This window comes from Arthrobacter sp. 05N428_2 (assembly GCF_056397065.1).
Window position 1 is genome coordinate 208,808 of the sequence record NZ_JBFTMR010000001.1, and the last position, 23,553, is coordinate 232,360.

The following is a 23,553-nucleotide window of genomic DNA, read 5'->3' on the forward strand; positions in this document are numbered from 1 at the left end:
GCCCGCGCCTCAGACGGCGCCCGTGGCGCCCGTGGTGCCGCCCAGCAGAGGCGCCATGGCCCGCCAGCGCGCGATCTGGCAGCCGTCGGTGCGGCTGAACTCGCTGTGGACTTCCCGGCCCAGATAGCGGCCCGTGACCACGGCTACCTGCGGGCCGCCGTACTGCTGGGTGCACAGCTTCGGCGGTCCGGGCTGCGGGAAGAAGACTTCCTCGCCGTGTTGCCGGAGGGACTCCAGCGCGGCGGCAGGGTCCGGCAGGGTCGAGCCGGGTGCGGCCGTGCCGCCGTCGGCGACCAGGCGGAAGCTGAACTCGGCGGCGCCGGGCGCCTCGGTCAGCCGGATCGAGAGGTCGACGTCGTGCGGGTCGCTTGTTCCGGTCGGGTCAGTCATGGCGTCCTTCTTGGGGCGGGGGAGTGGCGGCGCCCGCGGCCGTGAGCAGCGGGGTGAGTTCGCGGAGCAGCCGTTGGCGCAGTTCCTGTGAGGCGGCGGCGAAGGTCCGCTGCTGCTCCACGTATTCGGCCTTGCCGTCCGGCGTCTCGATCCGGATGGGCGGGTAACCCCACTCACTCAGCTCGTAGGGGGAGGCGCGCATGTCCATCGCGCGGATCTGCCAGGACAGCTCGAAGCAGTCCATGACCAGCTCCCCGGGCAGCGCTGGGGAAAGTTTGTAGGCCCACTTGTAGAGGTCCATGTTCGCGTGCAGGCAGCCGGGCTGCTCCATGGTCCGCTGGTTCTCGCGGCTTGGCTGCAGGCTGTTCAGCGGCGCCGCGTCCGGGGTGTAGAAGCGGAACGCGTCGAAATGCGAGCAGCGGATCCGGTTCTCCTCGACCACCCGGTCGGTCCGCTCGGAACCGAGCCGCAGCTTCAGGTACTCGTGCCGCAGCTCGAACTTGTCCTGCCGGTAGACCATCGCCCATTCGTGCAGCCCGAAACAGCCAAACTGCGCGGGCCGGGCCAGGGTCCCCGCGAGGATGACGCCGGCGAACTGCACGGCGTCGCGCCGTTCGTCGAGGAACCGTTCGACGTCGACCGTCACGGCATCCGTGCCAGGCGCCAATCCCGCTGCGGCGCGTTCGGCGGAGTCGGGGGCGCGGTAATACTTCCAGCCGGTGCGGGATGCTGCCGCCGGGCCGGACAGTACGACGCCGGCGCCCGGGTGCCAGCGCAGCAGCTGGCCCGGCTTTTGCGTGTAGTAGGTGAAGAGGAAATCCTCCACCGGGTGCTTTCGGCCGGCCGACCTCCGGGCGAGGTAGGGATCAGAATAGGTCCGGACGCGCTGCCGGTGGGCGTCTTCGCGCGGCAGCCAGTCGTCCTGCGGGAGATGCAACAGTTTAGACAGCCCCGCCGGTTGATCCCAGGACATCCTTGGCGGCCGTCCACAGGGCGATTTCGCAGCCGTCCCGCAGGCTGAATTTTGCCTCGACGGCCGTGCCGTCCACGGAGCCAGTGACGGTGGCCTCTTGCGGGCCGCCGTACTGCTGGGTGCACACCTTGTCCGCGGTGCGCGGTGCGGGGCTCAGGAGCGCGGCGTTACCCTTCAGTGCGGTGCAGGCCGCCGCCGCGGTCGGGTGCTGGCTTTCCGCGGCCGGAACCCCGTTCTGGCAGACCAGCGTGTAATTGACGGCCTGGCCGCTGGCGGAGGGCTTGATCATGATGGCCAACTCGGCGTTGCCCTGACCGGGGCCGACAGCGGGGGCTGTGGCCGACGGCGATGGTGCCGGGGAGGTGGTTTCGGCGTCGGCGGACGGAGTGCCCGAGGCAGGGGCGCTGGCCGACGCTGTGCCCGACCCGGTGGGGGCGCCTTGGCCGGAGCCGCCGGGCGAGCAGGCGGTCAGGCCGGCCGCCGCCAGCAGGACGAACAGGGCGGGGAACAGGGTCTTGCGCATTGGCGGTTCTCCTTGGTGTCACCCAATTCTAGCGCCGCGGCGCGGACCTGGAACGGTGGGCGGGGCGGGAGTTGGGACGGACTCGGGTTGGCTGGGTGCGGGTCCTAAGCCACCGTTCCGGCCCCGGCTGACCGGGTGGCGGCGATAAGCCGCATCATCGAGGTGTGCAGTTCGCCGACCTCTTCGCGGGTCAGGCCAAGCCGGGCCATCATGATGCCGGGGACCGCCGTGGCCTGCTGCCGCAGCGCTGCGCCGCTGGGGGTCAGGCGTACGGCGAGGCTGCGCTCATCGCCCTCGGCCCGCTGCCTGCTGATGTGGCCTGCCGCTTCGAGCCGCCGGAGCAGCGGCGATATGGTGGCCGGTTCCTGGGCCAGGGCGTCGCTGATGTCACGGACGGAGCGGGGGCTCGACTCCCATAGGCACAGCATCACCAGATACTGCGGGTGGGTGAGCCCGAGCGCGTCGAGCACCGGCTTGTAGGCCCCCACGACGCTGCGGGATGCGACGGTCAGGGCGAAGCAGAGCTGATGTTCCAGCAGAAGGTCCTCGTCCACGGGGACGGTTCCGGCGGCGTCGGGCATCTGGCCCTCCTTAGTAATAGTTAGTGCACTAATGATTAGCGTACACTGGTGGCACGACAGCTTCGAAGGAGATAGGTAGCGATGGCCAAGGAGAACGCCGCCCAGCGGTTCATGCGTGCGACCGGGAAACTGCGGGCGATCATCGGGCCTGCCAACCGCAGTTCGCTGGGTCATGAGATGACGGAGCAGAACCGCCAGCTGCTGGCACAGCGGGAGGCCGAGGCACAGCAGTGGGAGACCCTCCACCGGCCGGACGGCAGCACTTACGTAGTGCCGCGGAACCCCGACGACAAATCCCTGCGCTAGCCCGGCCCCTCGGCCCGGCAGCGCCCCGCCTGCCCACGTTCAGGGTCCGGTCTCCGTCTTCCGGTCTCCCGCCCGAGCCTTTTGCCGCCGTCGGGCGTAAAATTGGGTCACTGGCGCGGCCCGCGCCACGTCTGTTCCGTCTGATCTGTCAGCGGGAAGGGGGTGGAAATGTGGCATACGCACTGAGGAAGGCTGCACTGAGGCAGCGCCTGCACCCGTCGAACTGGGCATGGTTCCTCTTTGGCCCCGCCTCGCGGGGGGACTACACCTCGCCGGTCGTGCACTCGCACGATGATTATGAGCAAGCCTCGGAGACCGACCTCGCAGACTTCGAGGTGGAGACGGACTCTCAGGGGCATCACTACGCCGTCCGCCGGGAAGACCTCCCGAAGGAACAGGTCTGACCCGACCCGCGCCCGGAGGCGAAACCGAAAAGGGAGCAGCAGTTTGCTGCTCCCTTTGGTGTGGCGTCCGCGGGCGGTGTGGTGGCCACCGGCCCGCCGTCTAGCGGCCGGTGCCGCCGTAGACTGTGGCCTCGTCGTCGCTGTCCAGGTCGAACGCCTTGTGGATGGCGCGCACTGCATCGTCGAGCAGGTCGGCGTGGGTTACCACCGAGATGCGGATTTCCGAGGTGGAGATCATGTTGATGTTGATTCCGGCCTCGGAGAGCGCGGCGAAGAACCGTGCCGAGACGCCCGGGTGGGAGCGCATTCCGGCGCCGATCAGCGACAGCTTGCCGATCTTTTCGTTGTACTCGATGTTTTCGAAGCCGATTTCGGCCTGGGCGGCGCGGAGGGCGTCGAGGGCGTCGGCCCCTTCGACGATCGGCAGGGTGAAGGAGATGTCCGTCCGGCCGGTGCCGTGGGTGGAGACGTTCTGGACGATCATGTCGATGTTGGAATGCGCGTCGGCGATCACCCGGAAGATGGCTGCAGCCTTGCCGGGGATGTCCGGAACGCCGACCACCGTGACCTTGGCTTCGGAACGGTCGTGTGCAACGCCGGAGATGATTGGCTGCTCCAAGGCAACTCCCTCTTGAATCGTGATCTTGTCATCGGCGCTGGGCAGGACCCAGGTGCCTTCGTTCTGGCTGAATGAGGACCGGACGTGCAGCGGCATCCCGAAGCGGCGCGCATATTCCACGCAGCGCAGGTGCAGGATCTTGGCGCCGGAGGCCGCGAGTTCCAGCATCTCCTCACTGGAGATGCGGTCGATCTTCCGGGCGGACGGGACCACTCGCGGGTCCGCGGTGTAGATCCCGTCGACATCCGTGTAGATCTCGCAGACGTCGGCCTCAAGGGCGGCGGCCAGCGCCACCGCCGTCGTGTCCGAACCGCCGCGGCCCAGCGTGGTGATCTCGTGCGTGACGCGGCTCATGCCCTGGAAGCCCGCGACAATCGCGATGTGCCCCTTGTCCAGCGCGGTGCGGATCCGGTGCGGGTCGACGTCGATGATCCGGGCCTTGCCGTGGATGCCGTCGGTGATCATGCCGGCCTGGGATCCGGTGAAGGACTGGGCCGAGGCGCCGTACTTGTTGATCGCCATCGCGAGCAGGGCCATGGAGATACGCTCCCCGGCGGAAAGGAGCATGTCCATTTCCCGGGCCGGGGCGGAGTCGGTCACCTGGGCGGCAAGGTCCAGGAGTTCATCGGTGGTGTCGCCCATGGCCGACACCACGACGACGACCTCGTCGCCCGCGTTGTGGGCGTCGACGACGCGCCGGGCGACCCGCTTGATGCCTTCCGCGTCCGACACGGAGGAACCGCCGAACTTCTTCACCACCAGATGCTTGGTGGCGGCCGGAACCGCCGGCAGCTCCTGCGGCTGCGGTCCGGGGTGGACTTCGGTAGTGGGCAAACTCATGCGCGCACCCTCACTGGATCATCGGGGTTCTGGGCCAAGCAACCAAACGGCGCGACGGCGACTTCTGAGCCAAGTTTATCGCCGCCGGGTGCCCGGCGTTGAATTGTGACCGAATCTCAGCCTTTAGGCGGATACCGAGCGCAGGGCCGCCGCGTAGGCTCGGTTGGTCAGTATGCATGCAACGGGCTTGGGGGACAGGTGCGCGGGATATGACAGAAAATCAAGACGAAACGGCTGTGCCGGACCGGCCGCACGGTGTTGGCATCGACGGCATCAGCGCCAGGGCGGTGAGCCGCAGCTTCGGGCAGGTGCACGCCGTCGAGCATATGGACCTTGACGCTCCGGCGGGCAAAGTGACCGCGCTGATCGGGCCCAACGGAGCCGGCAAGACCACACTGCTGCTGATGCTGGCCTCGCTCCTGGCGCCGGACTCCGGCACCATCCTGGTGGAAGGGATTGATCCGCGGCAGCATAGCTTCGAGGTCCGTAGGCGCATCGGCTGGATGCCGGACACCCTGGGCCTCTGGGAGTCCCTGACGGCCCGGGAAATCCTTACCCAAATGGCCCGCTTCTACCAGCTGCCCAAGGCCGGAACTGGCCAGCGCGTCACCGAGATGCTGGACCTGGTCCGGCTGGGTGAGCTGGCGGACCAGCCGGCCCGGGTGCTGTCACGGGGGCAGCAGCAGCGGCTCAGCCTGGCGCGCGCCCTGATCCATGATCCGTCCGTTCTGCTCCTTGACGAGCCGGCGTCCGGGCTGGACCCGGGATCGCGGGTGGCGTTGCGCGTCATGCTGCGCCAACTGGCGGCCCATGGGAAAGCCATCGTGGTCTCTTCCCATGTCCTCAGTGAGCTGGACGAGATTGCCGACGCCGCGGTGTTTGTGAACCACGGACGGACGGTCCGGCAACAGACCACGGAGGAGGCGGCCGCTTCCGGGCGGCGCTACGCAATCTCAGCCGCCGACGGTGCCGGGCTCGCAGCCAAGCTCACCGAGTTGGGTCTGGCCTTCCGGATCGAGGACGGCCGGAGGCCGGCGGTCAGCCTGCGGTTGTTGAACGACGACGACGCCGCCAGTCTCCTGCGCGACCTGGTGTTGGCCGGGGTTGGGGTCAGGTCCTTCGCCCCGGCAGCCGGCGCCCTGGAAGAGACTTACATGAACCTTGAGGGGGAGCGGAGATGAGTCAGCTGACAGTCAGACCGCAGCGTCCGTCCGGGCCAGGCGTGGGTGCCGGTTACCTAGCGGGAGTCCGGGACGTGGTGGTCCTGGAACTGAAGCAGCGGCTCCGGTCCCGCGGCTGGTACATCATGCTGACGATCTGGTTCATCCTGACCGGCCTGGTTACTTGGCTCACGTGGGCCAGCTGGAACGCCCAGCGCCAGGCCCAGAGGGCCTACTCCGGCATCGCCCCCGCGGATACCGGCGGGCCCGGGTCCATGATCTTCGAGGTCGTCCTGGCCTTCGTCCTTCTTTTCGCGCTGCTAGTGGCGCCTGCACTGTCCGCCAACGCCATCAATGGCGACCGCGCGGGAGGCACCCTGGCCATCCTTCAGGTGACTCTGCTCCGTCCGGGGCAAATCCTCTGGGGCAAGTTCTTCGCGGCCTGGGCGGCCGCACTGGCATTCCTGGTCACCAGTACGCCATTCCTGGCGATCGGAGTGACCCTCGGCGGGATGACGCCGGGCTATGTGGTGGTGGCCCTGTTGATGCTGGCTGTGGAGCTGGGCGTGGTCTCTGCCTTCGGCGTCGGAATTTCTGCGCTCGCCGGCCGGCCGCTGTTTTCCATTGTGGTCACCTACCTGGCGGTGGCCGGGCTGGTGTTCGGGACGCTGATTTCCTTTGGACTGGGCACTGGACTCGCGCAGGGCACCATCATGGCCAGCCAGGCCCAGTACCGCGGCTACACCGCCCAGGGACCCGCCCCTGACCAAACTATGCCGCTGGAGCCGGAGTACACGTGTGCAGGACCAATGCGGGAACAGCCGGCCGTGCACACCGAACGGGTGGCCTGGATGTTGGCAATGAACCCCTACATCGTCGTCGCCGATGCCATCCCGTATCCGGCACGGACCAGCAGCTACGGCAGGTCGCCGGTGGGGGCCATTGAGACCATCAGCCAAGGTGCCCGCTATGCGATGGCGGGTCCTGACGGCACATACCCCTGCGCCAACGGGGAGACCCAGCCGCGGTACCTCGCGCAGTCCACCCCGCTGTGGCCGCTGGGGCTTGGGCTGCAGTTGCTGCTGGCGGGGCTGCTGATGTGGTTGGGCTGGCGCGCCTTGCGCACCCCGGCGCATCGCCTTGCGCGGGGGACGCGCGTCGCCTAACCGGCCGGGGATCAGGTCAGCGCGTTGCGGCGGCCTTCGAAGGCGCGGCCGAGGGTGACCTCGTCCGCGTATTCGAGGTCTCCGCCCACCGGCAGGCCGGAGGCGAGCCGGGTGACGGCGATGCCGATCGACTTGAGCATCCGTGCGAGGTACGTGGCCGTGGCCTCACCCTCGAGGTTGGGGTCGGTGGCGATGATGATTTCCTGGATGGCACCGTCGTTGAGCCGGGTCAGGAGCTCGCGGATCCGCAGTTGCTCCGGCCCGATCCCGGCAATCGGGTTGATGGCGCCGCCGAGCACGTGGTACCGGCCTCGGAAGGAGCGGGTGCGCTCCACCGCCAGGACGTCCTTGGATTCCTCCACGACGCAGATGACGGACGGGTCGCGTCGCGGGTCCCGGCAGATGTTGCACAATTCCTGTTCGGTGACGTTGCCGCAGACTGTGCAGAACTTCACCCGCTCCTTGACGGTGGTGATCGCCTCGACAAGACGCTTCATGTCCTGCGGGTCGGCCTCCAGAATGTGGAAGGCAAGACGTTGGGCGGACTTGGGACCTACACCGGGAAGGCGTCCAAGCTCGTCGATCAGCTCCTGGACTGCACCTTCGTACACGTTTTCCTCGTTCGTTTGGGGGACCGGCAACCGGCATGGCCGCCGAAATGGCTAGAAGCGCGGCGCCAGCGGGCTTCCGTCCAGGGAGCGCTCTTCGAGCAGCTTCCCGCCCAGAATACGCTCGACGGCGGCGCGGCCGAATACGCCCGATTCCTCGATCGTTTCGTCGTCGGCGCTGGGGATGTCCTGTTCGTAGCTCGTGACGGCAACGGCGGCGCGCGCGGGTGCCTTGGCGCGTCCGGCCTCAGCCTCGGGGCTGTTGGACAGGCGCTGGTAGAGACTCTGCCGTCCGGAGCCGGACGGGGCACCAGCCGGGGCAACGACCGGGGCAGCCGTCACTGCTGGGGTGGCCGTGGCCGGGGCGAAGGCGGCCCCGGCGCCGGCCGGGACGAGCTGTGGCACGGGCCTGCCGGCGTCCACGGAAACGGCGTTCCCGGAACCGGATGCGGCCTGGAAGGCGGCGACCTGCTCGGGGATCTGGGCAGCGGCCGGCTCGTAGTGGGGCGGCTCCGGTTCCGGTTCGGGGCTGCGCGGCGCAGGCTCCGGGGAGGCGTGTCGGCCCACGTTCAGTTCGGTGCCGACGCTCCAGACCCCGGGGGACTGCTCGACGGCGCGTGCCCATGGGTCCGCGACGTCGTCCGCGGCGGGCGGTGCTGTGACGGAGGGCCACGATGCGGCGTTGGCTGCGGTGTTGGTTGAGCCGGCGCCCGAACGCGGGCGTGAAGCAGTCCGCGCGGGTGCTGGCGCTGCTTCGGCGGCTGCCCGGACGGGTGCCGGGGCTGAGGGGTCCCAGTCCATCGGCGGCTCTTCGTCCAGGGGCGGCGCGTCTTCATCTCTCGCGGGACCCCAGTCGTCGTCCGGGTAGGAGTATGAACCGCTGGCATCGGTAGCGTGGCCGGTAGACGCTTCGGCTGACGGTCCGCCTGAAGGGCCGGTCCGCGGAACGGCCGGGGCCGCGGCCGTGACAGACTCGCCGCCCGACGATACGGGTGCCGCAGCGGGCACAGCCGCAGGCGCCGCCGTGCCAATCCCGGGGCCCTCTGCGACACCGTTTTCGGCACTGTTTCCGGCATCGGTTACGGACGTGGACGCGGATTCCGGTGCGGGCGTTGTCCCCGCCGGCGCCAGACCCCATGCGACATCCGCCGAGCTGGCCGGGGCCTCCCGGCTAGCGGGCGCTTTTGGGTTTGGCTCAGAGCTCGCTGGGCTGTTGGCGCCGCCGGCCACGGCGGTGATCTGGCAATCGATGCCGATGGTCTTGTGGATCGCCTGACGCAGATTCTCCGCGTGATCCGCGCGGCCAAAGGCACCGGCCAGTCCGGACGTGCTGAAGGACAGGGTCAGGACCTGGCCTTCGAAGTGACCGACCTGCGCGTTGGGTTCGACCAGCGCCCAGGTGCTGCGCTTGATTTTGGTCAGGGTCTGCAGGATCTCGGGCCAGGCCCGGCGCAGGACCTCGACGTCGGGTCCTGCAGCCGGGGCAGGCGTCGTTGGGGGGACGCTGGCTGCCGGGCGCTCAGCCGGTGCCTGCTCCGGGCGGCCTGCCCGGTTCGGCTCGTCCGCAGGGGCCGGCCGCATCGTCGAAGCGGCGGCGAGGGCCGAGACGGGGTCGGTTCGTGAGGCGCCGTTCGCGGATGTGGATTCTTCCACCGGCCAGTCGTTGGTGCTGACCCGCGGCGGCGTCAGCGGCGGCCGGTCCTGCTGTGGTTCCTGCGCGGCAGGTGCGGGCGCGGGGCCCGCCGCCGGGACGCCGGTACCCGCGGACCCCGCCCGGACCGCGGTGTCGGCCGGTCGGGTGGCTTCCGGCGCCGTGGCTGTTACCGGAGCGGCCGCGGGCGCTGCAACCGTCGCTGATGCTGCCGTTGCGGGCGCCGCAGCGGGGGCTCCGACGTCGTTCCCGCCGTAATTCAGGCGCCGCTCCACGCGGTCGATGCGGGCGGCGATTCCGCGTTCGGTCTGTTCGGAGCTGGGCAGCAAAATCCGGGCACAGAGCAGTTCCAAGTGCAGCCGCGGCGACGTCGCACCGGTCATCTCGGTGAGCGCGGTGTTGGTGACATCCGCCGCGCGGGACAGTTCGGCAGCGCCGAGGTTGTGTGCCTGGTTTTGCATCCGCGCGATCTGGTCCGCGGGCATTCCGCGAAGGATCGATTGGGCACTTTCCGGCATGGCCTGCACGATGATTAGGTCCCGGAATCGTTCCAGCAAGTCCTCGACGAAGCGCCGGGGGTCGTGGCCGGTCTGGATTACTCGGTCCACTGCGCGGAACACGGTGGCCGCGTCGGAGGCGGCAACGGCTTCGACGACGTCGTCCAGCAGGGAGGCGTGCGTGTAGCCAAGCAGGGCCACGGCCAGTTCGTAGTCCAGCCCGTTCGGGCCGGCTCCGGCCATGAGCTGGTCCAGGACCGAGAGCGAGTCGCGCACCGAGCCGCCGCCGGCGCGGATCACGAGCGAGAGCACGCCGGGTGCCACGGGCACGTTCTCTTGCCGGCAGAGCAGCTCCAGGTAGGCCATCAGGGGTTCCGGCGGTACCAGCCGGAAGGGGTAGTGGTGCGTGCGGGACCGGATGGTGCCGATCACCTTGTCCGGCTCCGTGGTGGCGAAGATGAACTTGATGTGTTCCGGCGGCTCTTCGACGATCTTGAGCAGCGCGTTGAAGCCAGCCGAGGTGACCATGTGGGCTTCGTCAATGATGAAGATCTTGTAGCGGTCACGGACCGGGGCGTAGGTGGCCCGTTCGCGTAGATCCCGGGCGTCGTCCACCCCGCCGTGACTGGCCGCGTCAATCTCGATCACATCGAGGGAACCGGAACCGCCGCGCGCCAATTCGACGCAGCTGGGGCAGACGCCGCAAGGGGTGTCGGTGGGGCCTTCGGCGCAGTTCAGACAGCGGGCCAAGATGCGGGCGGACGTCGTTTTGCCGCAGCCCCGCGGGCCCGAAAACAGGTAGGCGTGGTTGACGCGGTTCTTCCGCAGCGCCGTCATAAGCGGCTCCGTGACGTGTTCCTGCCCGATAACATCCGCGAACGAATCGGGGCGGTATCTACGGTAAAGGGCGGTAGTAACAGTCACAGCTAAACCCTACCAATCGGCACAGACATTAAAGACCCCCCATGCACCCGCCAGAGCCCATTTACCCTTGCTACCTTCCGGTCCTGGGGGAGTTCAACAGGATGACGCCACATGAGGGGCCGACGACTAGCTTACCCGACGATCGGGCTTGCCTCGAATCCGCAGGCCGGTGCGGGGGACATGTCCATTTTTGGCGCCCGGGAGTGGGCATAGCGGGGGTATGTCCAGGGTTCGGCGCGGGCGCGGAGCATGTCCCGCGGCGCGGCTCGTGGCGGGTCATGCAGCGGCGTGCAGCGGCATGCAAAGGGGTCGGTTGGCGCGGGGGCATGTCCATTTTTGGCGCCCGGGAGTGGGCATAGTGGGGGTATGTCCAGGGTTCGGCGCGGGCGCGGAGCATGTCCCGCGGCGCGGCTCGGGAGGGCTCAATTGGGCGCAGCCGGGAAGTTCAGGTAGTCTAGTATCTGCTTTTGATTCAGAAGCTACTGGAGAATTCGCCTAGCGGCCTATGGCGCACGCCTGGAACGCGTGTTGGGTTAACGCCCTCGGGGGTTCAAATCCCCCATTCTCCGCGTTTGGCCCCGGTCCTAGGACCGGGGCCCTTTTGCGTCCGGGGCCGGAATAGCACCTCCGCCTGTCCTGCGTGGAACCACCGGGAGGGACCACAAGCACTGACCCAACGCAGCACGCCTCCACGCCGCTCAAGGCCCGGGCTCCACGACCCCGCCAGGCCGGACCCCTAATTCGTGTACCCCAGGCGCCCGAGCCGCCGACGGGCCGCCTGCTCGCTGGGGCCGACCCTGCCGAGGGCAAGATGGACGATGCCGAGGGTGACCTTGGTCGCCAGTTTCACCGGCAGCGGAAACGGGCCGAACCGTGCCGTCCGCAACCCCAGCATGTCCCGGTATTTGGGTTCGAGGCTGGCCACGGCCGCCGCGAACAACACCCGGTACCCGGGCCGGAGAGCCGGGTGGAGCGGGGGATCGCGGATAAAGGCCACGGTCTCGGTGACCTTGTCGCCGGCGCTGAGTTCGCCGTCGTCGTACCAGCGGTCGAGTTGCCGGCGCATCTCCGCTTCGCTCAGCGGCGGGCAGTCCACGCCCATCAGGGTTCCCGCCTGCGCCCATTCGCGCACGTAGGCGTCCGGGCCGCCCGGAATGGGCCTGCCCCAGATCTTGTGCGCGGACAGGAACGCGTCGGTGAAGGCGATGTGCACCCAGCGGAGCAGCTCCGGGTCGTTTGCCGCGTAGGGCCGGAGCGTCCCGTGCCCGTCGAGATAGGTCCCGTGCACCGACTCGTGCAGCCGTAGCACCCAGTCGGATGCGGCCCGGGCCGCGCCGGTAGAACCGTAGGTGACGGTGAAAATCCAGCGGATCGTGCCGGCGAGCCGGCCCAGGGGGTCTTCGCGGAACCGGGAATGGTCGTGGACCCCGGCCAGGGCGCCCGGGTGGAGGGCCTGCATGAGGAGCGCCCGGATGCCCGCAACGATCGTGGGCATGCCCCCGTGCACGGCCCAGACGGCGGACCCGGGAAGGTGGTAGCCCAGGTCGTCGCCTTCCTCGAGGTGGCCCACCCATTCCGGAACGGCATCCCGGGTTCCGGTGAATGTCTGTTTGAGCTCGGCCTGCCATTCCCTAAGGACATTGCGCATACTCCTATTCTTACCCGGCCCGGCCGGGCGTCCTACGTGCTTTCCCGGCGGGGGCTACTGAGATGCCACCCAAGTCGCCGAACGGCACCCTGAGAATGCCGCGAATCCGCCCAAACCCAAGGATTTTGGAGGTTCACAGACCCGGTCGATTGTGTTCCCATAAAGGGTGAGTCCGTTGAGATTGGGGTCTGGCGGACAGATATTGCAGGAGTCACATCGTGGGAAAACACTGGGGAAACTCAACGAGTGAGCAGTCCAAAAAAACGAAGATCGTGGCGCGCGCTCTGGCGGCAACCACGGCCCTGACACTTGCCGTGCTGGTCATCGGGGTCCCGGCCCCCATGGGCACCTCGGCGCGGGAGGCGCCGTTACCGCCGGCTACCGGCTCCGTGGGCCCGGGCTTCCTGGACCCCTTGACCGCCGCGCCGGCCGGTGCGGGAGATTCTGCCGCGGTGACGCCGGATGCGCTGACCGCAGACCGCCGCGCCGTGCTTTCCTTCGCCCGGTCCACGGTCCAGACCGCGTCGAAAGACGGCAAGGCGGAGCTCCGTCTGGCGTCGGCCGGTCTGTCGCGTCCGCCGCACGGCTCCCTGATGGCCCCGCTCGAAACGCTGGTGGAAACGTCGCCCTTCGGCCTGCGCACCAGCCCGCTGACCGGCACCGCGGGAGAGTTCCACTGGGGCCAGGATTTCGCCGCGCCGTGCGGTACCCGGGTTTACTCGGCCGACGCCGGGGTGGTGCGCGCTGTCGGCTGGCACCCCTGGGGCGGCGGCAACCGGGTCGAAATCGACCATGGCAATGGGCTGATCACCACGTACAACCACCTTGAAGGCATCGCCGTCAAGAAGGGTCAAACGGTGGGTGTGGACGAGCTCATCGCCAAGGTGGGCACCACCGGCTCGTCCACCGGCTGCCACCTCCACTTCGAGACGATCCTCAACGGCTCGCACGTCAATCCCCTGGACTGGACCTTCCTGCCCACCCGGCAGGTAGACCGGCTCGACGACCTGCAGATGGTCAGCTACGCGCCCGGCGCCGGCGCCCAGGGCAGCTCCAGCTCCGACTGGGCAGTCCCGGTGACCGGCGACCCGGCCCCCGCAGTCACTGGAGGGTTGCAGGAAACTCGCGTTCCGACGGCTGCGGGCAGTGCTGCTGCCACCCCACCGCCGGTCGTCGCGGCCATGCCGAAAACGTCGACGCCGAGCTCCACGCCGCCTGCCGCGACGGTTACGGGCGCCACTCCGCCGCCTGCCGCTTCAACTCCGCCGCGCACTGCAACCCCCACGCCTCCGCCGGCAGTCTCACCGACGCCGACGCCGAGCCCCACACCGCCGGCCTCCCCGCCACCCGCCGCAGTCACGCCGACGCCGACCGTGACGCCGGCGCCGACACCCACAACTGCCCCGGCGGTCACGCCGTCGGTGGCACCCGCCGCGCCGGCGCCCAGTGCGTCGGTACCTTCCGTGCCGGCGCCCAGTGCGCCGGCCCCGACCGCGACGGCAGTCCCCTCGGCGATAGCCACCACGAAGCCAACGTCCACCACTGCTCCGGCCGTGACCCCTTCGGCGACCGCGACCGCGCCTGCACCGGCGCCTATTGCGAAGGTAGTCCCCACGGCGACAGCTACCACGAAGCCAGCGGCCACGGCTGCTCCGGCGGTGACACCGACCGCAACCCCCGCGCCCTAATCCTGATCACCCTGGCCACCCATACCGCCGCGTCTTGGGATCGAATTACAGTGTGAAGTGTCCTGCACCCTAGTTCGAGGAAACGCGCCCATGACCTCCCTGCATTCCATCCCCCTGACTCTCAATGACGGCACCGAAACGGACTTTGGCCGGTTCAAGGGCCAGGTGGTACTGGTGGTAAACGTGGCATCCCAGTGCGGATTTACGCCGCAGTATGCCGGCCTCGAAGCCCTCCACAACAAGTTCCGCTCGGATGGCTTCACCGTCCTTGGCGTCCCGTGCAACCAGTTCGCCGGGCAGGAGCCGGGTGCCGACGCGGAAATCGCTGAGTTCTGCGAACGCAATTTTGGCGTGACATTTCCACTGACCACCAAGGCCAACGTCCGCGGCAAGAACCAGCACCCGCTCTACGGCAAGCTGACCAAGTTCAAGAACGGACCGTTGCCGGGGCTCGTGAAATGGAACTTCGAGAAGTTCCTGGTGAACCGCGACGGCGAGATCGTGGCCCGGTTCGCGCCTACCGTCGAGCCCGACGCACCTGAGGTGATCGAGGCGGTCCGGCAGGCGCTCGGCTGAGCACCCGCCTGTCAGCGGCTAAGCCGCGACATTGGCAAGGGGACAACGGGCCCTACCCCAAAACATGCCCAGACCCTAGACTGGCGAAACCCTCCTACGTTTCGGGCCTACCCGCGGCGCAGACGCGCCGATGGTCGGCAGCGCAGCCGACTCAGGCCCGAGGAGGGAGCATCAGAACGCTTCGTGAATCACAACTGGGCACTCAACATTGGGGTCCGTGAAACCAGGAGGAAAGTGATGACAGGAAACAAGGCCGTTGCCTACAAGGGGCCAGGAAAAGTCGAACTGATCGATATCGACTACCCCACCTTCGAACTCAAAGACGGCCCGGGGGTCAACCCCGCCAACGTGGGCCGCCAGGTACGCCATGGAGTGATCCTCAAAACCGTTGCCACGAACATCTGCGGCTCGGACCAGCACATGGTCCGCGGCCGCACCACCGCCCCCGCCGACCTGGTGCTCGGCCACGAAATCACCGGCGAGGTCGTGGAAGTCGGCCCTGACGTCGAGTTCATCAAAGTGGGGGACATCTGTTCCGTCCCCTTCAACATCGCCTGCGGACGCTGCCGCAACTGCAAGGAACGCAAGACCGGGATCTGCCTGAACGTCAACCCGGACCGGCCGGGCAGCGCCTACGGGTACGTGGACATGGGTGGCTGGGTAGGGGGCCAGGCCAACTACGTGCTGGTTCCGTATGCGGACTGGAACCTGCTGAAGTTCCCGGACAAGGACCAGGCCCTGGAAAAGATCATGGACCTGACGATGTTGTCGGACATCTTCCCGACCGGCTTCCACGGTGCCGTTACCGCAGGGGTCGGCGTGGGTTCAACGGTCTACGTTGCGGGCGCCGGGCCCGTGGGCCTCGCGGCCGCCACGAGCGCCCAACTGTTGGGCGCCGCCGTCGTGATTGTCGGCGACATGAACGAGGACCGGCTCAAGCAGGCACGCAGCTTCGGCTGTGAGACCGTTGATCTGTCTCAGGGCGGCCCGGCCGAGCAGATCGAACAAATCCTCGGCGTTCCCGAAGTCGATTGCGGCGTCGACGCCGTCGGCTTCGAGGCCAAGGGCCACGGCCACGATGCCAAGGAGGCGCCGGCGACGGTGCTGAATTCGCTCATGGAACTCACCTCGGCCGGCGGTGCACTCGGCATCCCCGGACTCTACGTGACCGGCGACCCGGGCGGCGTAGACGAGGCGGCACAGAAGGGGGCGCTGTCGCTAAGCCTGGGCACCGGCTGGGCCAAGTCGCTGAGCTTCACGACCGGGCAGTGTCCGGTGATGAAGTACAACCGCGGTCTCATGATGGCGATCCTGCACGACCGGGTCCACATCGCGAAGAACGTCAACGCCAAGGCGATTTCGCTGGAGGACGCCCCGAAGGGCTACGCCGAGTTCGACGCCGGTGCGGCCACGAAGTACGTGCTCAACCCGAACGGCTACCTGAACTAGCCGGCGCCTAACCGAGTAATCCACCTTCCGGCGGGCGCAGCCGGCATATACCGAGGCAGGTATGTGCCCGCCGGAGTACCCGACTATTGCCCTTTTTCAAACATGCCTACGTGAGTTTGCACCTTGCCGGCCGAATGTCTGATTGGATGGATATTACTGAGAGGGAAGCTGGGGGCTACAGCCCCCACCCAACCAGGAAGGTTTTGCAATGGAGCTCATCGAGGCCGAGCACCCTCGGCCACGCCATTTCCTACTTCACCTGAGTGATCCGCATCTGCTCGGCGGGACGGATCGCCTGCATGGTTTGGTCGACAGCGAGTCCCGGCTCCGGCAACTCTTCGATGAAGTCCGCGCTTCCGGCGCACGCCCCGAGGCCGTGATCTTCACCGGCGATTTGGCGGACCGCGGCGAGGCGGCGGCGTATGCCAAGCTCCGAACCATCGTGGACCCTGCCTGTAAGGCGATGGGCGCCAAAGTCGTTTGGGCGATGGGCAACCACGACAACCGCGCCAACTTCCGGGCCGGGCTGCTGGACCAGCAAGCGGATGATGACCCCGTGGATCACAGCTACTTCATCAACGGCCTGCGCATCATCACGCTCGACACCTCGGTGCCCGGATTCCACCACGGCGAGCTAAGCTCCGCGCAACTGGAGTGGCTGGCCGCCGAACTCTCCACCCCGGCGCCGGACGGCACCATTCTGGCCCTCCACCACCCCCCGGTTCCGTCCGTGCTGGACCTTGCCGTGCTGGTCGAACTTCGCGGCCAGGCCGCGCTCGCGGGGGTGCTCCGCAACTCAGACGTGCGAACTATCCTGGGCGGCCATCTGCACTATTCGACGACGGCCATGTTTGCGGGCATCCCGGTTTCGGTCGCCTCGGCCTCCTGCTACACCCAGGATTTGAACGTCCCCGTGGGTGGAAGCCGGGGCCGGGACAGCGGACAGTCCTTCAACCTGGTTCACGTCTACGAGCACACGATCGTGCACTCCGTGGTGCCGCTGGGCGACACCCTGCCCGCGGTGGGCGAGTTCGTCACGGCCGAGGAGGCCCAACATCGGATTACCGCGGCTGGCATCCGCTTTCCGCGGCAGGCCAGGCTTGAGGATCCGGCGAGTGCGCCGGGCCACCGTCGGGTCAGCACGCGGAACTAGCAGCCAGCTGCTCCATCCGCGCGTCTCCCGACGCCAGCTCTTCCGACGCTAGGTTTGCCCGGCCCTTCTGCCCGGTTACTTCTCCCAGGGCGCCTTGATCGGGAAGTACTTTTCCAGAAAGTCCGTCACGAGCTCGGCGCGTTCCTCGGCGGGCACCTCGGGGAAGCTGCCGTCATTGAGGCAGAAGAAATCCATGTTCCGTTTGGACAGCAGCTTGGGCAGGTAGTTCAGGCCGGCGCGGGCCGTCGTGTCCACGTACCGGACCTTGGCTGCCGTCTGGGTTACGGCCCGGCCGGTCAGCAGCGCGTAGTAGTGGTAGAACGAATTCGTCACCGAGATGTTGTCTGCGGCCCTGAACCTGCTGGCCGCCGTCTTCGCGAACTCGGCTGGGAATTCCTGCTCCATCTGGGCCACCACGCTTCGCCTCAGCGGCGCGGCAGTGTGTTCCAGGTGGCGGGTGGTGATCCGACCGAAGCGGTCCCAGAGCAGCTTGCGGTTCACCCGGGCCGCGTTCTCAAAGCCGCTGCGCTCGGCGTCGTTGTCGCCCAACCCGATGCGTGTCTCCGCCTCGATGAACTTGGTGATCCCGCCCGGGGTGAAAAAGATGTCCGGTCCGACGGCCCGGCCGAAGAACATGTCGTCATTGGAATACAGGAAGTGCTCGGACAGGCCCTCGATGTGGTGGAGTTGGCTCTCCACGGCCTGGGAGTTGTGGGTCGGCAGCACCGACGGGTCGGCGAAGAACTCCTCGCTGCGGACGATCGTCACGCCCGGGTGCTCCGCGAGCCAGGACGGCGCGGGCGAGTCGGTTGCGATGAAGATCCGGCGGATCCACGGAGCGAACATGTAGACCGAGCGCAGCGCGTACTTCAACTCGTTGATCTGCCGGAAGCGGGCCTCGTGGTCGTCCCCTTCGCCAACGACGACGCCGGCCATCCGGGCGCGGCGGGCCGCCACGTATTCGGGCGAGCTGCCGTCCACCCAGGAGAACACCAGGTCGACGTCGAAGCTGATGTCGCTGGCATGGTCGGCGAACATGTTTTCGATGGTGGGCCAGGTATGGCCGTAGCGTTCCACGGTGCCGCGGACGGCGTCCTGGGCCAGCAGGGTCCGCCGGGTCAGCGAGTTTTCGATCGGCAGGATTAATTGGTCGCCCTCAAAGCTCCAGAGCTCCAGCTGGACACCGGCCGAAGCGCCGAATTCGAGGCCGCCCTCCGGCTCCACCCGGGGCCGGTACAGCCGGAAGATCCGGCCCTGGCGGTTGGGCGACAGCTCGCCGTCGGCCACCAGCACTGAGGACTTTTTCTTGGCGTCCACGGTCATGGAGTAGAACGGCTCGTCCCGGCAAGCCTCGACCAGGGCGGCACGGAGTTTCCGGCGATATTTCCAGTCCACCGCGATAACGGGTCGGTCGTTGTTCCCGCGGACCAGCAGGTAGTCCAGCTTCGCGTCGGCCAGCACGGAACGCAGGAACAGCAGGTCCTCGACCATGGCCTGGTACGGCGTGCGGTTTTCATTGATCAGCGCGTACCGGCCGTGCCGGCGCACCACGTCGGGGCGCGTCCGGAGCCTGGCGACAGCCGCCGGTGAGGTGACCTCCACATGGGCCGGCGTTTCCTCGCCGGTCTGGCTGCCGTAATAGATCTCATCCTGGATCAATGCTTCTGTAATTTCGATTCTCCGAGCGTTTGAAGGTACGTGGATCTTTACTTGCATGATAACGTGCGGCGCAAAAACGGCCCGGTGACGGAGGCCTCAGCCGGCCAGGGCGTCCCGCCAGTGGTGCAGGAACGCTGCACCGGCGTCGTCGTGGATGACCTCGTCGCCCAGTCCGAGGTCGGCGGCGGTCAGGACCGCGTACGGCTTGACCGGTACGCCGTCGGCGGGGCGGACGTCCACATGTTTGACCTGGTGCTCGTGGTGGTGCAGCCAGTCGGCCATGGCGTAGTCCGTGCGGGAGTCGCCCATTGTCCGCCAGGCCAGGGGGGTGATGCCCTGGGTCGCCAGAAGTTCGACGGCCCGGCTCGCGCCCAGATCCTTGCCCAGCCGGACGGACTCGATGTCGGTGGAGATGATGGTCGGGTCCACGCGGTAGTCGATCTGGTCGTCGCTGTTCGGGGCGTGGTGGTCCAGCCGCACCACCCCCAGGCCGTGGCGCCCCATCAGGTCCATGGCGTCAGCGTCGAACAGTGCCTGCTCGTCAAGGTAATCCGCACTGGAGACGGCGATGTGCTGCTCCACGGAGACCATGGCCCGCTTGGTCTCGTCGTAGAACATGTGCGTGGAGTAGTCCTCAGCAACGAGCCGGCGGACGTCGTCCCCGAACGCCTGCGGGACGGCGAGTTCTCGATCCACGTGGACCGGGCCGGCTCCGGCGGCGGTGTAGCTGAACCACACGGCGCCTTTCTCGCAGATGGCGTGGATGACGAGTCCCGCCGGCATGCCGGCGGCGATCATCGGCTCCATCACCTGCTCGCGGATGAAGGTGTCCGACCGGCCGGTGTTGAAGATGACCGGAATCCCGGCGGCCGCCAGGGCCAGCAGGTCCGCGATGATGCCGGGCTGGACGGTCCGGGTGAGCGGACTCGCCACGGGACCGTCGACGTCGAGCAGCAGGGCCAGTGGCGGGGCCGCGGGCGGCATGGTGGAATTCCCTGGTGCAGTCATGCGTCCATTCTCTCAGCCGGGCCGCTACTTCGCCCGCCCCGGACCGGGCAAGGCCCTGACTCTTCCGGGCGCTGCAGCGAAAGATGGTCACTGTTTGGCCACAACCTTGGCCGCCGTGGCTCCGTTGATTCCCCTGGCCGGGGAACTTCCTTAGGCTTGCATGGTGATCTTCAAAGCTGTGGGCGAGGGACGCCCTTACCCCGACCATGGTTTCACCACGCCCAAGGACTGGGCAGCACTCCCGCCGCGGCCGGTCCGTTTGGACGAACTCGTGACCACCAAGCGAACCTTGGACCTCGAGGCGTTGCTGGCCGAGGACTCAACCTTCTTCGGCGACCTCTTTCCGCACGTGGTGGAGTTCCGCGGCGTGCTGTATCTCGAGGATGGCCTGCACCGGGCGGTCCGCACTGCACTGCACCAGCGCACCGCGATCCACGCCCGTGTGCTGGTGATAAATGGCTAGGAAGCTGAAAGACCCCACCGTTCTGCACGGGCACCACGTCATCACCGGCTCCGATCTGCGGGCCACGTTCGTCGAACAGGACGAGCTGGACAATCCGGTGCGGATGCGGCGGCGCATCCTGCACGGGGTGGTCTTGCTGCTCCTGGTCGGCCTGGTCGCCACAGCCATCGTGGTGGCCCTGGCCGTTATGAACGGCCAGATTAAGATTCCGACGGCGGAGCGCAGCACGGCAGCGGCGTCACTGTGCCCGGACGCGTCGTTCGACTACACCCCGCACGACAAGATCCAGCTCAACGTCTATAACTCCACGGGCCGTCCGGGGCTGGCGCGGACGGTGGCCGATGAGTTCCTGTCCCGCAAGTTCGTGGTGGGTGCCGTGGGCAACACCCAGTCCGGCTACCGGGGGGTGGCGCTGGTGGTATCCGGCGCCGCCGGCCAGTCCGCGGCCTTCAGCGTCCAACGCAACCTCCCGGGGTCGGATTACGTGCAGGACGGCCGTAATGACCCGAGCGTGGACGTCATCCTCACCGGCGACTTCAAGGCGCTGGCCAAACCGGAACTCGTGGACCAGACGCCGGGCAAGCTCAGCTGCCCGCGGGAAACCCGCCGCGCGGTGGAAGATGCCAAGTTGCCTGTGGTGCCGACGGTCGTGCCGGTCAGCCCCAGCCCCTAAGCTGCCGGACAACTAAGCTGCCGGACACCCCGGCTGCCGTGGCGGCTACGCCGCGCCGCGGAGGGGACGGCCGGCGTCGTCGAACCTGGCTCCGGCGCCCAGCTGGATGAACCGCACCGTCTTGGCGATCCGGGCCTCCGTGTCCGGGTCAGCGCCAGCCCCGTCGCCCCGGGACGCACTCGAGGAAAGGGTGCCGTGGATGAGCTGCGCAAGCTGGGGGATGTCCGCCGCCGGGAGGTAGCCCTGCGCCATCCCGTCGCGCAGTATGTCCTGCAGCAGCAGACTCAATTCGCCCACGTGGTCCGCCAGCTTGGCAAACGACGCGGGAGACAGGACGGCCCCCATGGCCGGCCCGGGAGGCAGGTGGCGCCGGCTCAGGTCGGCCACCTGGGCGCGGACGTAGAGGGCGAGCCGCTCCACGGGGTTCGTCAGGGACGCAAGGGAATCGCGCAGCTCGACGAGGAAGCGCTCGGTCTCATCCAGGGCGTAGGCGATCAGGAGCTCTTCGATGTCCGCGTAGTAGTTGTAGACGGCCGTGCGGCCGATCCGGGCATGCCTGGCGACGTCGGTCATGGTCAGGCCCGGCAGGCCGTGGGTGAAGAGCAGCTCGCCGAACGCGGTCAGGATGCGGCGCTGGGTGTCGGCGCGTTGGGCGGCGTTGCTCGCGGCCGAAATCCTAGGCATACAGACACTTTAGCTCCATCTGTCAGTAAAAGGGTTCGACCCTCCAGGCCCAGTCCCAGGTGGGGGCCATCCTCTGCACCGATGCAATTTTGCAGTGATGCAATAATGTGTAAAAATTCTTGCAGACTAGAAACCCTTGACGCGCCCTCGGCGGGCACAAAAAGGCTGAAGCCGTTGCAGATGCGGCCGCCGGCGCCAAGCACCGCCCTGACGCCACGCACCGCTGTCTTCCGCTCGACCGCAGATAAAGGAACCTTATGCCCAGCCAAGCGGTCCCCGCCCCGGGACGGCCCGAAGAGAAGCAGCACATCGTGCTGCTGTTCGTCGGCCTGATGCTCTCGATGCTCCTGGCGTCGCTTAACCAGACCGTGCTGAGCACGGCGCTGCCCACCATCGTCGGTGAGCTCCACGGCGTCAGCGACATGCTGTGGGTCATCACGGCTTTCATTCTCGCCTCGACCGTGACCATGCCGATCTACGGCAAGCTCGGCGACCTGATGGGACGCAAGTCCCTGCTGATGGCTGCCATTCTGCTGTTCATGATCGGTTCGGTCGTGGGGGGCCTGGCCAACGACATGGGCATGTTGATTGTGGCGCGCGTCATCCAGGGCCTCGGCGGCGGCGGCCTGATGATTCTGTCGCAGGCCGTGATTGCCGACGTCGTTCCGCCGCGGGAGCGCGGCAAGTACATGGGCATGATGGGCGGCGTCTTCGCCATCGCGTCGGTCGCCGGACCGCTGCTGGGCGGCTGGTTCACCGAGGGCCCCGGCTGGCGCTGGGTGTTCTGGATCAACATTCCGCTCGGCCTGCTGGCCCTGGCCGGCGCCCTGTTCTTCCTCAAGCTGCCCAAACACACCGGGAAACCGCGGCTGGACCTCGGCGGCATGGTGCTGCTGGCGATTGCCACCACCTGCCTGGTCCTGTTCGCAACCTGGGGCGGCAGCAAATACCAGTGGGGCGACCCGATCATCCTGGGCCTGATCGCCGGCGCCGTCGTCAGCGCCGCGGCGTTCGTCTTCGTGGAGAGTCGGACCGCCGAGCCCATCATTCCCTTGCACCTGTTCAAGGACCTCAACTTCAACCTCGCCACGATCGCCGGGCTCTTTATCGGCGTGGCCATGTTCGGCGCCATCGGCTACCTCCCGACCTATCTGCAGATGGCCTTCAGCGTCAACGCCACCGAATCAGGCCTGCTGATGATCCCGATGATGGGTGCCCTGCTGGTGGCCTCGGTGGTTTCGGGCCAGCTGGTCAGCCGCACCGGCCGCTACAAGTGGATGCCCATTGTTGGCGGCGTCCTGGTCGCCGTCGCCCTGGTGCTGCTCTCCACCCTGAAGCCGGAGGCGCCGCTCTGGGAAATCTGTGCCTACCTCGCCGTGATGGGCCTGGGGCTTGGCCTGAGCATGCAGATCATGGTGCTGATCGTGCAGAACTCCTTCCCGCTGCGGGAGGTGGGCACCGCCACGGCGTCGAACAACTTCTTCCGCCAGATCGGCGCCACCCTGGGCTCAGCCGTCGTCGGCAGCCTGTTCGCCAGCCGGCTGGCCGAACTCCTGCTCCAGCGGCTCCCCGCCGCGGCACAGGGCGGCGGAGCGCCCGGCGGGTCCAACTCGCTGACCCCGGCCGTCGTGGGCAAGTTGCCGGCGCCGCTGAAGGAAGCCATCATCTCCTCCTACAACGACGCGCTGACGCCGATTTTCATCTGGATGGTCCCGCTGGCCCTGGCCGCGGCGCTGCTGATGTGCTTCGTCAAGGAGAAGCCGCTGGCCACCACTGTGGAGCACGACGTAATGTCCGAGTCGATCGCCGAAGGCAACATCCTCATCACCGCGGACGACGCCGACCTGGTCGCCGATGAGGCAGCCGCTCCCGCCGGCGGCGGGCGCCTGTAGTCCCCGGGTAGCCCGCCG

22 protein-coding genes, 1 tRNA gene and 1 other RNA gene are annotated in these 23,553 nt (G+C 67.7%); 12 read left to right on the forward strand and 12 right to left on the reverse strand.

Annotated elements, in window-relative coordinates:
• Positions 1-9 precede the first annotated feature (9 nt).
• From AC1DGI_RS01020 to AC1DGI_RS01035, 4 genes are all read right to left on the reverse strand, one after another.
• A complete protein-coding gene (locus AC1DGI_RS01020; protein WP_441402832.1) occupies positions 10-390 on the reverse strand; it encodes a serine protease inhibitor in 381 nt (126 codons plus the stop codon).
• A complete protein-coding gene (locus AC1DGI_RS01025; RefSeq protein WP_476897428.1) occupies positions 383-1,363 on the reverse strand; it encodes a 3-methyladenine DNA glycosylase in 981 nt (326 codons plus the stop codon). The genes AC1DGI_RS01020 and AC1DGI_RS01025 overlap by 8 nt, the downstream gene beginning before the upstream one ends.
• Positions 1,332-1,886, reverse strand: coding sequence for an SSI family serine proteinase inhibitor (locus tag AC1DGI_RS01030; RefSeq protein WP_476897429.1), 555 nt, complete (start codon positions 1,884-1,886; stop codon positions 1,332-1,334). Before AC1DGI_RS01030 ends, AC1DGI_RS01025 begins: the two co-directional genes overlap by 32 nt.
• A 104-nt stretch (positions 1,887-1,990) precedes the next feature.
• Positions 1,991-2,467: a MarR family winged helix-turn-helix transcriptional regulator gene (locus tag AC1DGI_RS01035; RefSeq protein ID WP_476897430.1), complete on the reverse strand. Its 477-nt coding sequence runs from the start codon at positions 2,465-2,467 to the stop codon at positions 1,991-1,993.
• An 81-nt stretch (positions 2,468-2,548) separates the two neighbouring features.
• Between AC1DGI_RS01035 and AC1DGI_RS01040 the strand changes: the two genes are divergently transcribed.
• On the forward strand, positions 2,549-2,773 hold the full coding sequence (locus AC1DGI_RS01040) for a hypothetical protein (RefSeq protein ID WP_441403489.1): 225 nt from the start codon (positions 2,549-2,551) through the stop codon (positions 2,771-2,773).
• A 197-nt stretch (positions 2,774-2,970) separates the two neighbouring features.
• Positions 2,971-3,177 carry a hypothetical protein gene (locus tag AC1DGI_RS01045; protein ID WP_441403491.1) on the forward strand — a complete coding sequence of 69 codons (207 nt, stop codon included), beginning with the start codon at positions 2,971-2,973 and terminating at the stop codon, positions 3,175-3,177.
• A gap of 100 nt (positions 3,178-3,277) precedes the next feature.
• On the opposite strand, the gene AC1DGI_RS01050 is transcribed toward AC1DGI_RS01045, so the two are convergent.
• Positions 3,278-4,636, reverse strand: a complete 1,359-nt coding sequence (locus AC1DGI_RS01050; RefSeq protein WP_476897431.1) for an aspartate kinase — start codon at positions 4,634-4,636, stop codon at positions 3,278-3,280.
• Positions 4,637-4,845: 209 nt separating this feature from the next.
• Here AC1DGI_RS01050 and AC1DGI_RS01055 point away from each other — a divergent pair, with 209 nt between their 5' ends.
• Together AC1DGI_RS01055 and AC1DGI_RS01060 are read left to right on the forward strand one after the other, a co-directional pair.
• Complete coding sequence (locus tag AC1DGI_RS01055) at positions 4,846-5,817, forward strand: ABC transporter ATP-binding protein (RefSeq protein ID WP_476897432.1); 972 nt, start codon at positions 4,846-4,848, stop codon at positions 5,815-5,817.
• Positions 5,814-6,962, forward strand: coding sequence for an ABC transporter permease (locus tag AC1DGI_RS01060; protein WP_476897433.1), 1,149 nt, complete (start codon positions 5,814-5,816; stop codon positions 6,960-6,962). The genes AC1DGI_RS01055 and AC1DGI_RS01060 overlap by 4 nt, the downstream gene beginning before the upstream one ends.
• Positions 6,963-6,973: 11 nt before the next feature.
• Here the strand turns inward: AC1DGI_RS01060 and recR are convergent, their stop codons facing one another.
• From recR to ffs, 3 genes are all read right to left on the reverse strand, one after another.
• Positions 6,974-7,573: a recombination mediator RecR gene (gene recR / locus AC1DGI_RS01065; RefSeq protein WP_441399389.1), complete on the reverse strand. Its 600-nt coding sequence runs from the start codon at positions 7,571-7,573 to the stop codon at positions 6,974-6,976.
• 51 nt (positions 7,574-7,624) lie between these two features.
• On the reverse strand, positions 7,625-10,642 hold the full coding sequence (locus AC1DGI_RS01070; protein ID WP_476897434.1) for a DNA polymerase III subunit gamma and tau: 3,018 nt from the start codon (positions 10,640-10,642) through the stop codon (positions 7,625-7,627).
• Positions 10,643-10,669: 27 nt separating this feature from the next.
• Positions 10,670-10,766: signal recognition particle sRNA small type (gene ffs / locus AC1DGI_RS01075), an RNA gene on the reverse strand.
• A 360-nt stretch (positions 10,767-11,126) separates the two neighbouring features.
• On the opposite strand from ffs, the gene AC1DGI_RS01080 reads away from it, so the two are divergent.
• Positions 11,127-11,211, forward strand: a tRNA-Ser gene (locus AC1DGI_RS01080).
• A 167-nt stretch (positions 11,212-11,378) separates the two neighbouring features.
• On the opposite strand, the gene AC1DGI_RS01085 is transcribed toward AC1DGI_RS01080, so the two are convergent.
• Positions 11,379-12,290 (reverse strand): oxygenase MpaB family protein, encoded by a 912-nt coding sequence (locus tag AC1DGI_RS01085; RefSeq protein WP_441399387.1) that lies wholly within the window; start codon positions 12,288-12,290, stop codon positions 11,379-11,381.
• A 218-nt stretch (positions 12,291-12,508) separates the two neighbouring features.
• On the opposite strand from AC1DGI_RS01085, the gene AC1DGI_RS01090 reads away from it, so the two are divergent.
• The 4 genes from AC1DGI_RS01090 (at position 12,509) to AC1DGI_RS01105 (ending at position 17,156) form a co-directional block, all read left to right on the forward strand.
• Complete coding sequence (locus AC1DGI_RS01090; protein ID WP_476897435.1) at positions 12,509-13,978, forward strand: M23 family metallopeptidase; 1,470 nt, start codon at positions 12,509-12,511, stop codon at positions 13,976-13,978.
• Between the two features lie 90 nt (positions 13,979-14,068).
• Positions 14,069-14,554 (forward strand): glutathione peroxidase, encoded by a 486-nt coding sequence (locus AC1DGI_RS01095; protein ID WP_441399385.1) that lies wholly within the window; start codon positions 14,069-14,071, stop codon positions 14,552-14,554.
• 237 nt (positions 14,555-14,791) lie between these two features.
• Positions 14,792-16,003, forward strand: a complete 1,212-nt coding sequence (gene fdhA, locus AC1DGI_RS01100) for a formaldehyde dehydrogenase, glutathione-independent (protein ID WP_441399384.1) — start codon at positions 14,792-14,794, stop codon at positions 16,001-16,003.
• Between the two features lie 208 nt (positions 16,004-16,211).
• Positions 16,212-17,156, forward strand: a complete 945-nt coding sequence (locus AC1DGI_RS01105; RefSeq protein ID WP_476897436.1) for a phosphodiesterase — start codon at positions 16,212-16,214, stop codon at positions 17,154-17,156.
• Between the two features lie 75 nt (positions 17,157-17,231).
• Here the strand turns inward: AC1DGI_RS01105 and AC1DGI_RS01110 are convergent, their stop codons facing one another.
• Positions 17,232-18,872, reverse strand: coding sequence for a stealth family protein (locus AC1DGI_RS01110; protein WP_441399382.1), 1,641 nt, complete (start codon positions 18,870-18,872; stop codon positions 17,232-17,234).
• Between the two features lie 39 nt (positions 18,873-18,911).
• Positions 18,912-19,823, reverse strand: a complete 912-nt coding sequence (locus tag AC1DGI_RS01115) for a hypothetical protein (RefSeq protein ID WP_476897437.1) — start codon at positions 19,821-19,823, stop codon at positions 18,912-18,914.
• 163 nt (positions 19,824-19,986) lie between these two features.
• Here AC1DGI_RS01115 and AC1DGI_RS01120 point away from each other — a divergent pair, with 163 nt between their 5' ends.
• Positions 19,987-20,286, forward strand: a complete 300-nt coding sequence (locus AC1DGI_RS01120; RefSeq protein WP_441399393.1) for a type II toxin-antitoxin system VapB family antitoxin — start codon at positions 19,987-19,989, stop codon at positions 20,284-20,286.
• Positions 20,279-20,959, forward strand: coding sequence for a LytR C-terminal domain-containing protein (locus AC1DGI_RS01125; protein ID WP_476897438.1), 681 nt, complete (start codon positions 20,279-20,281; stop codon positions 20,957-20,959). The genes AC1DGI_RS01120 and AC1DGI_RS01125 overlap by 8 nt, the downstream gene beginning before the upstream one ends.
• Before the next feature lie 45 nt (positions 20,960-21,004).
• On the opposite strand, the gene AC1DGI_RS01130 is transcribed toward AC1DGI_RS01125, so the two are convergent.
• On the reverse strand, positions 21,005-21,643 hold the full coding sequence (locus AC1DGI_RS01130; RefSeq protein WP_476897439.1) for a TetR/AcrR family transcriptional regulator: 639 nt from the start codon (positions 21,641-21,643) through the stop codon (positions 21,005-21,007).
• Between the two features lie 257 nt (positions 21,644-21,900).
• On the opposite strand from AC1DGI_RS01130, the gene AC1DGI_RS01135 reads away from it, so the two are divergent.
• Complete coding sequence (locus tag AC1DGI_RS01135; protein ID WP_476897440.1) at positions 21,901-23,535, forward strand: MDR family MFS transporter; 1,635 nt, start codon at positions 21,901-21,903, stop codon at positions 23,533-23,535.
• Positions 23,536-23,553 lie beyond the last annotated feature (18 nt).

Coding starts and splice junctions, on each gene's coding strand:
- AC1DGI_RS01020 (WP_441402832.1), bottom strand. CDS start 390: ATGACTGACCCGACCGGAACAAGCGACCCGCACGACGTCGACCTCTCG.
- AC1DGI_RS01025 (WP_476897428.1), bottom strand. CDS start 1,363: ATGTCCTGGGATCAACCGGCGGGGCTGTCTAAACTGTTGCATCTCCCG.
- AC1DGI_RS01030 (WP_476897429.1), bottom strand. CDS start 1,886: ATGCGCAAGACCCTGTTCCCCGCCCTGTTCGTCCTGCTGGCGGCGGCC.
- AC1DGI_RS01035 (WP_476897430.1), bottom strand. CDS start 2,467: ATGCCCGACGCCGCCGGAACCGTCCCCGTGGACGAGGACCTTCTGCTG.
- AC1DGI_RS01040 (WP_441403489.1), top strand. CDS start 2,549: ATGGCCAAGGAGAACGCCGCCCAGCGGTTCATGCGTGCGACCGGGAAA.
- AC1DGI_RS01050 (WP_476897431.1), bottom strand. CDS start 4,636: ATGAGTTTGCCCACTACCGAAGTCCACCCCGGACCGCAGCCGCAGGAG.
- AC1DGI_RS01055 (WP_476897432.1), top strand. CDS start 4,846: ATGACAGAAAATCAAGACGAAACGGCTGTGCCGGACCGGCCGCACGGT.
- AC1DGI_RS01060 (WP_476897433.1), top strand. CDS start 5,814: ATGAGTCAGCTGACAGTCAGACCGCAGCGTCCGTCCGGGCCAGGCGTG.
- AC1DGI_RS01085 (WP_441399387.1), bottom strand. CDS start 12,290: ATGCGCAATGTCCTTAGGGAATGGCAGGCCGAGCTCAAACAGACATTC.
- AC1DGI_RS01095 (WP_441399385.1), top strand. CDS start 14,069: ATGACCTCCCTGCATTCCATCCCCCTGACTCTCAATGACGGCACCGAA.
- fdhA (WP_441399384.1), top strand. CDS start 14,792: ATGACAGGAAACAAGGCCGTTGCCTACAAGGGGCCAGGAAAAGTCGAA.
- AC1DGI_RS01105 (WP_476897436.1), top strand. CDS start 16,212: ATGGAGCTCATCGAGGCCGAGCACCCTCGGCCACGCCATTTCCTACTT.
- AC1DGI_RS01110 (WP_441399382.1), bottom strand. CDS start 18,872: ATGCAAGTAAAGATCCACGTACCTTCAAACGCTCGGAGAATCGAAATT.
- AC1DGI_RS01115 (WP_476897437.1), bottom strand. CDS start 19,823: ATGACTGCACCAGGGAATTCCACCATGCCGCCCGCGGCCCCGCCACTG.
- AC1DGI_RS01125 (WP_476897438.1), top strand. CDS start 20,279: ATGGCTAGGAAGCTGAAAGACCCCACCGTTCTGCACGGGCACCACGTC.
- AC1DGI_RS01130 (WP_476897439.1), bottom strand. CDS start 21,643: ATGCCTAGGATTTCGGCCGCGAGCAACGCCGCCCAACGCGCCGACACC.
- AC1DGI_RS01135 (WP_476897440.1), top strand. CDS start 21,901: ATGCCCAGCCAAGCGGTCCCCGCCCCGGGACGGCCCGAAGAGAAGCAG.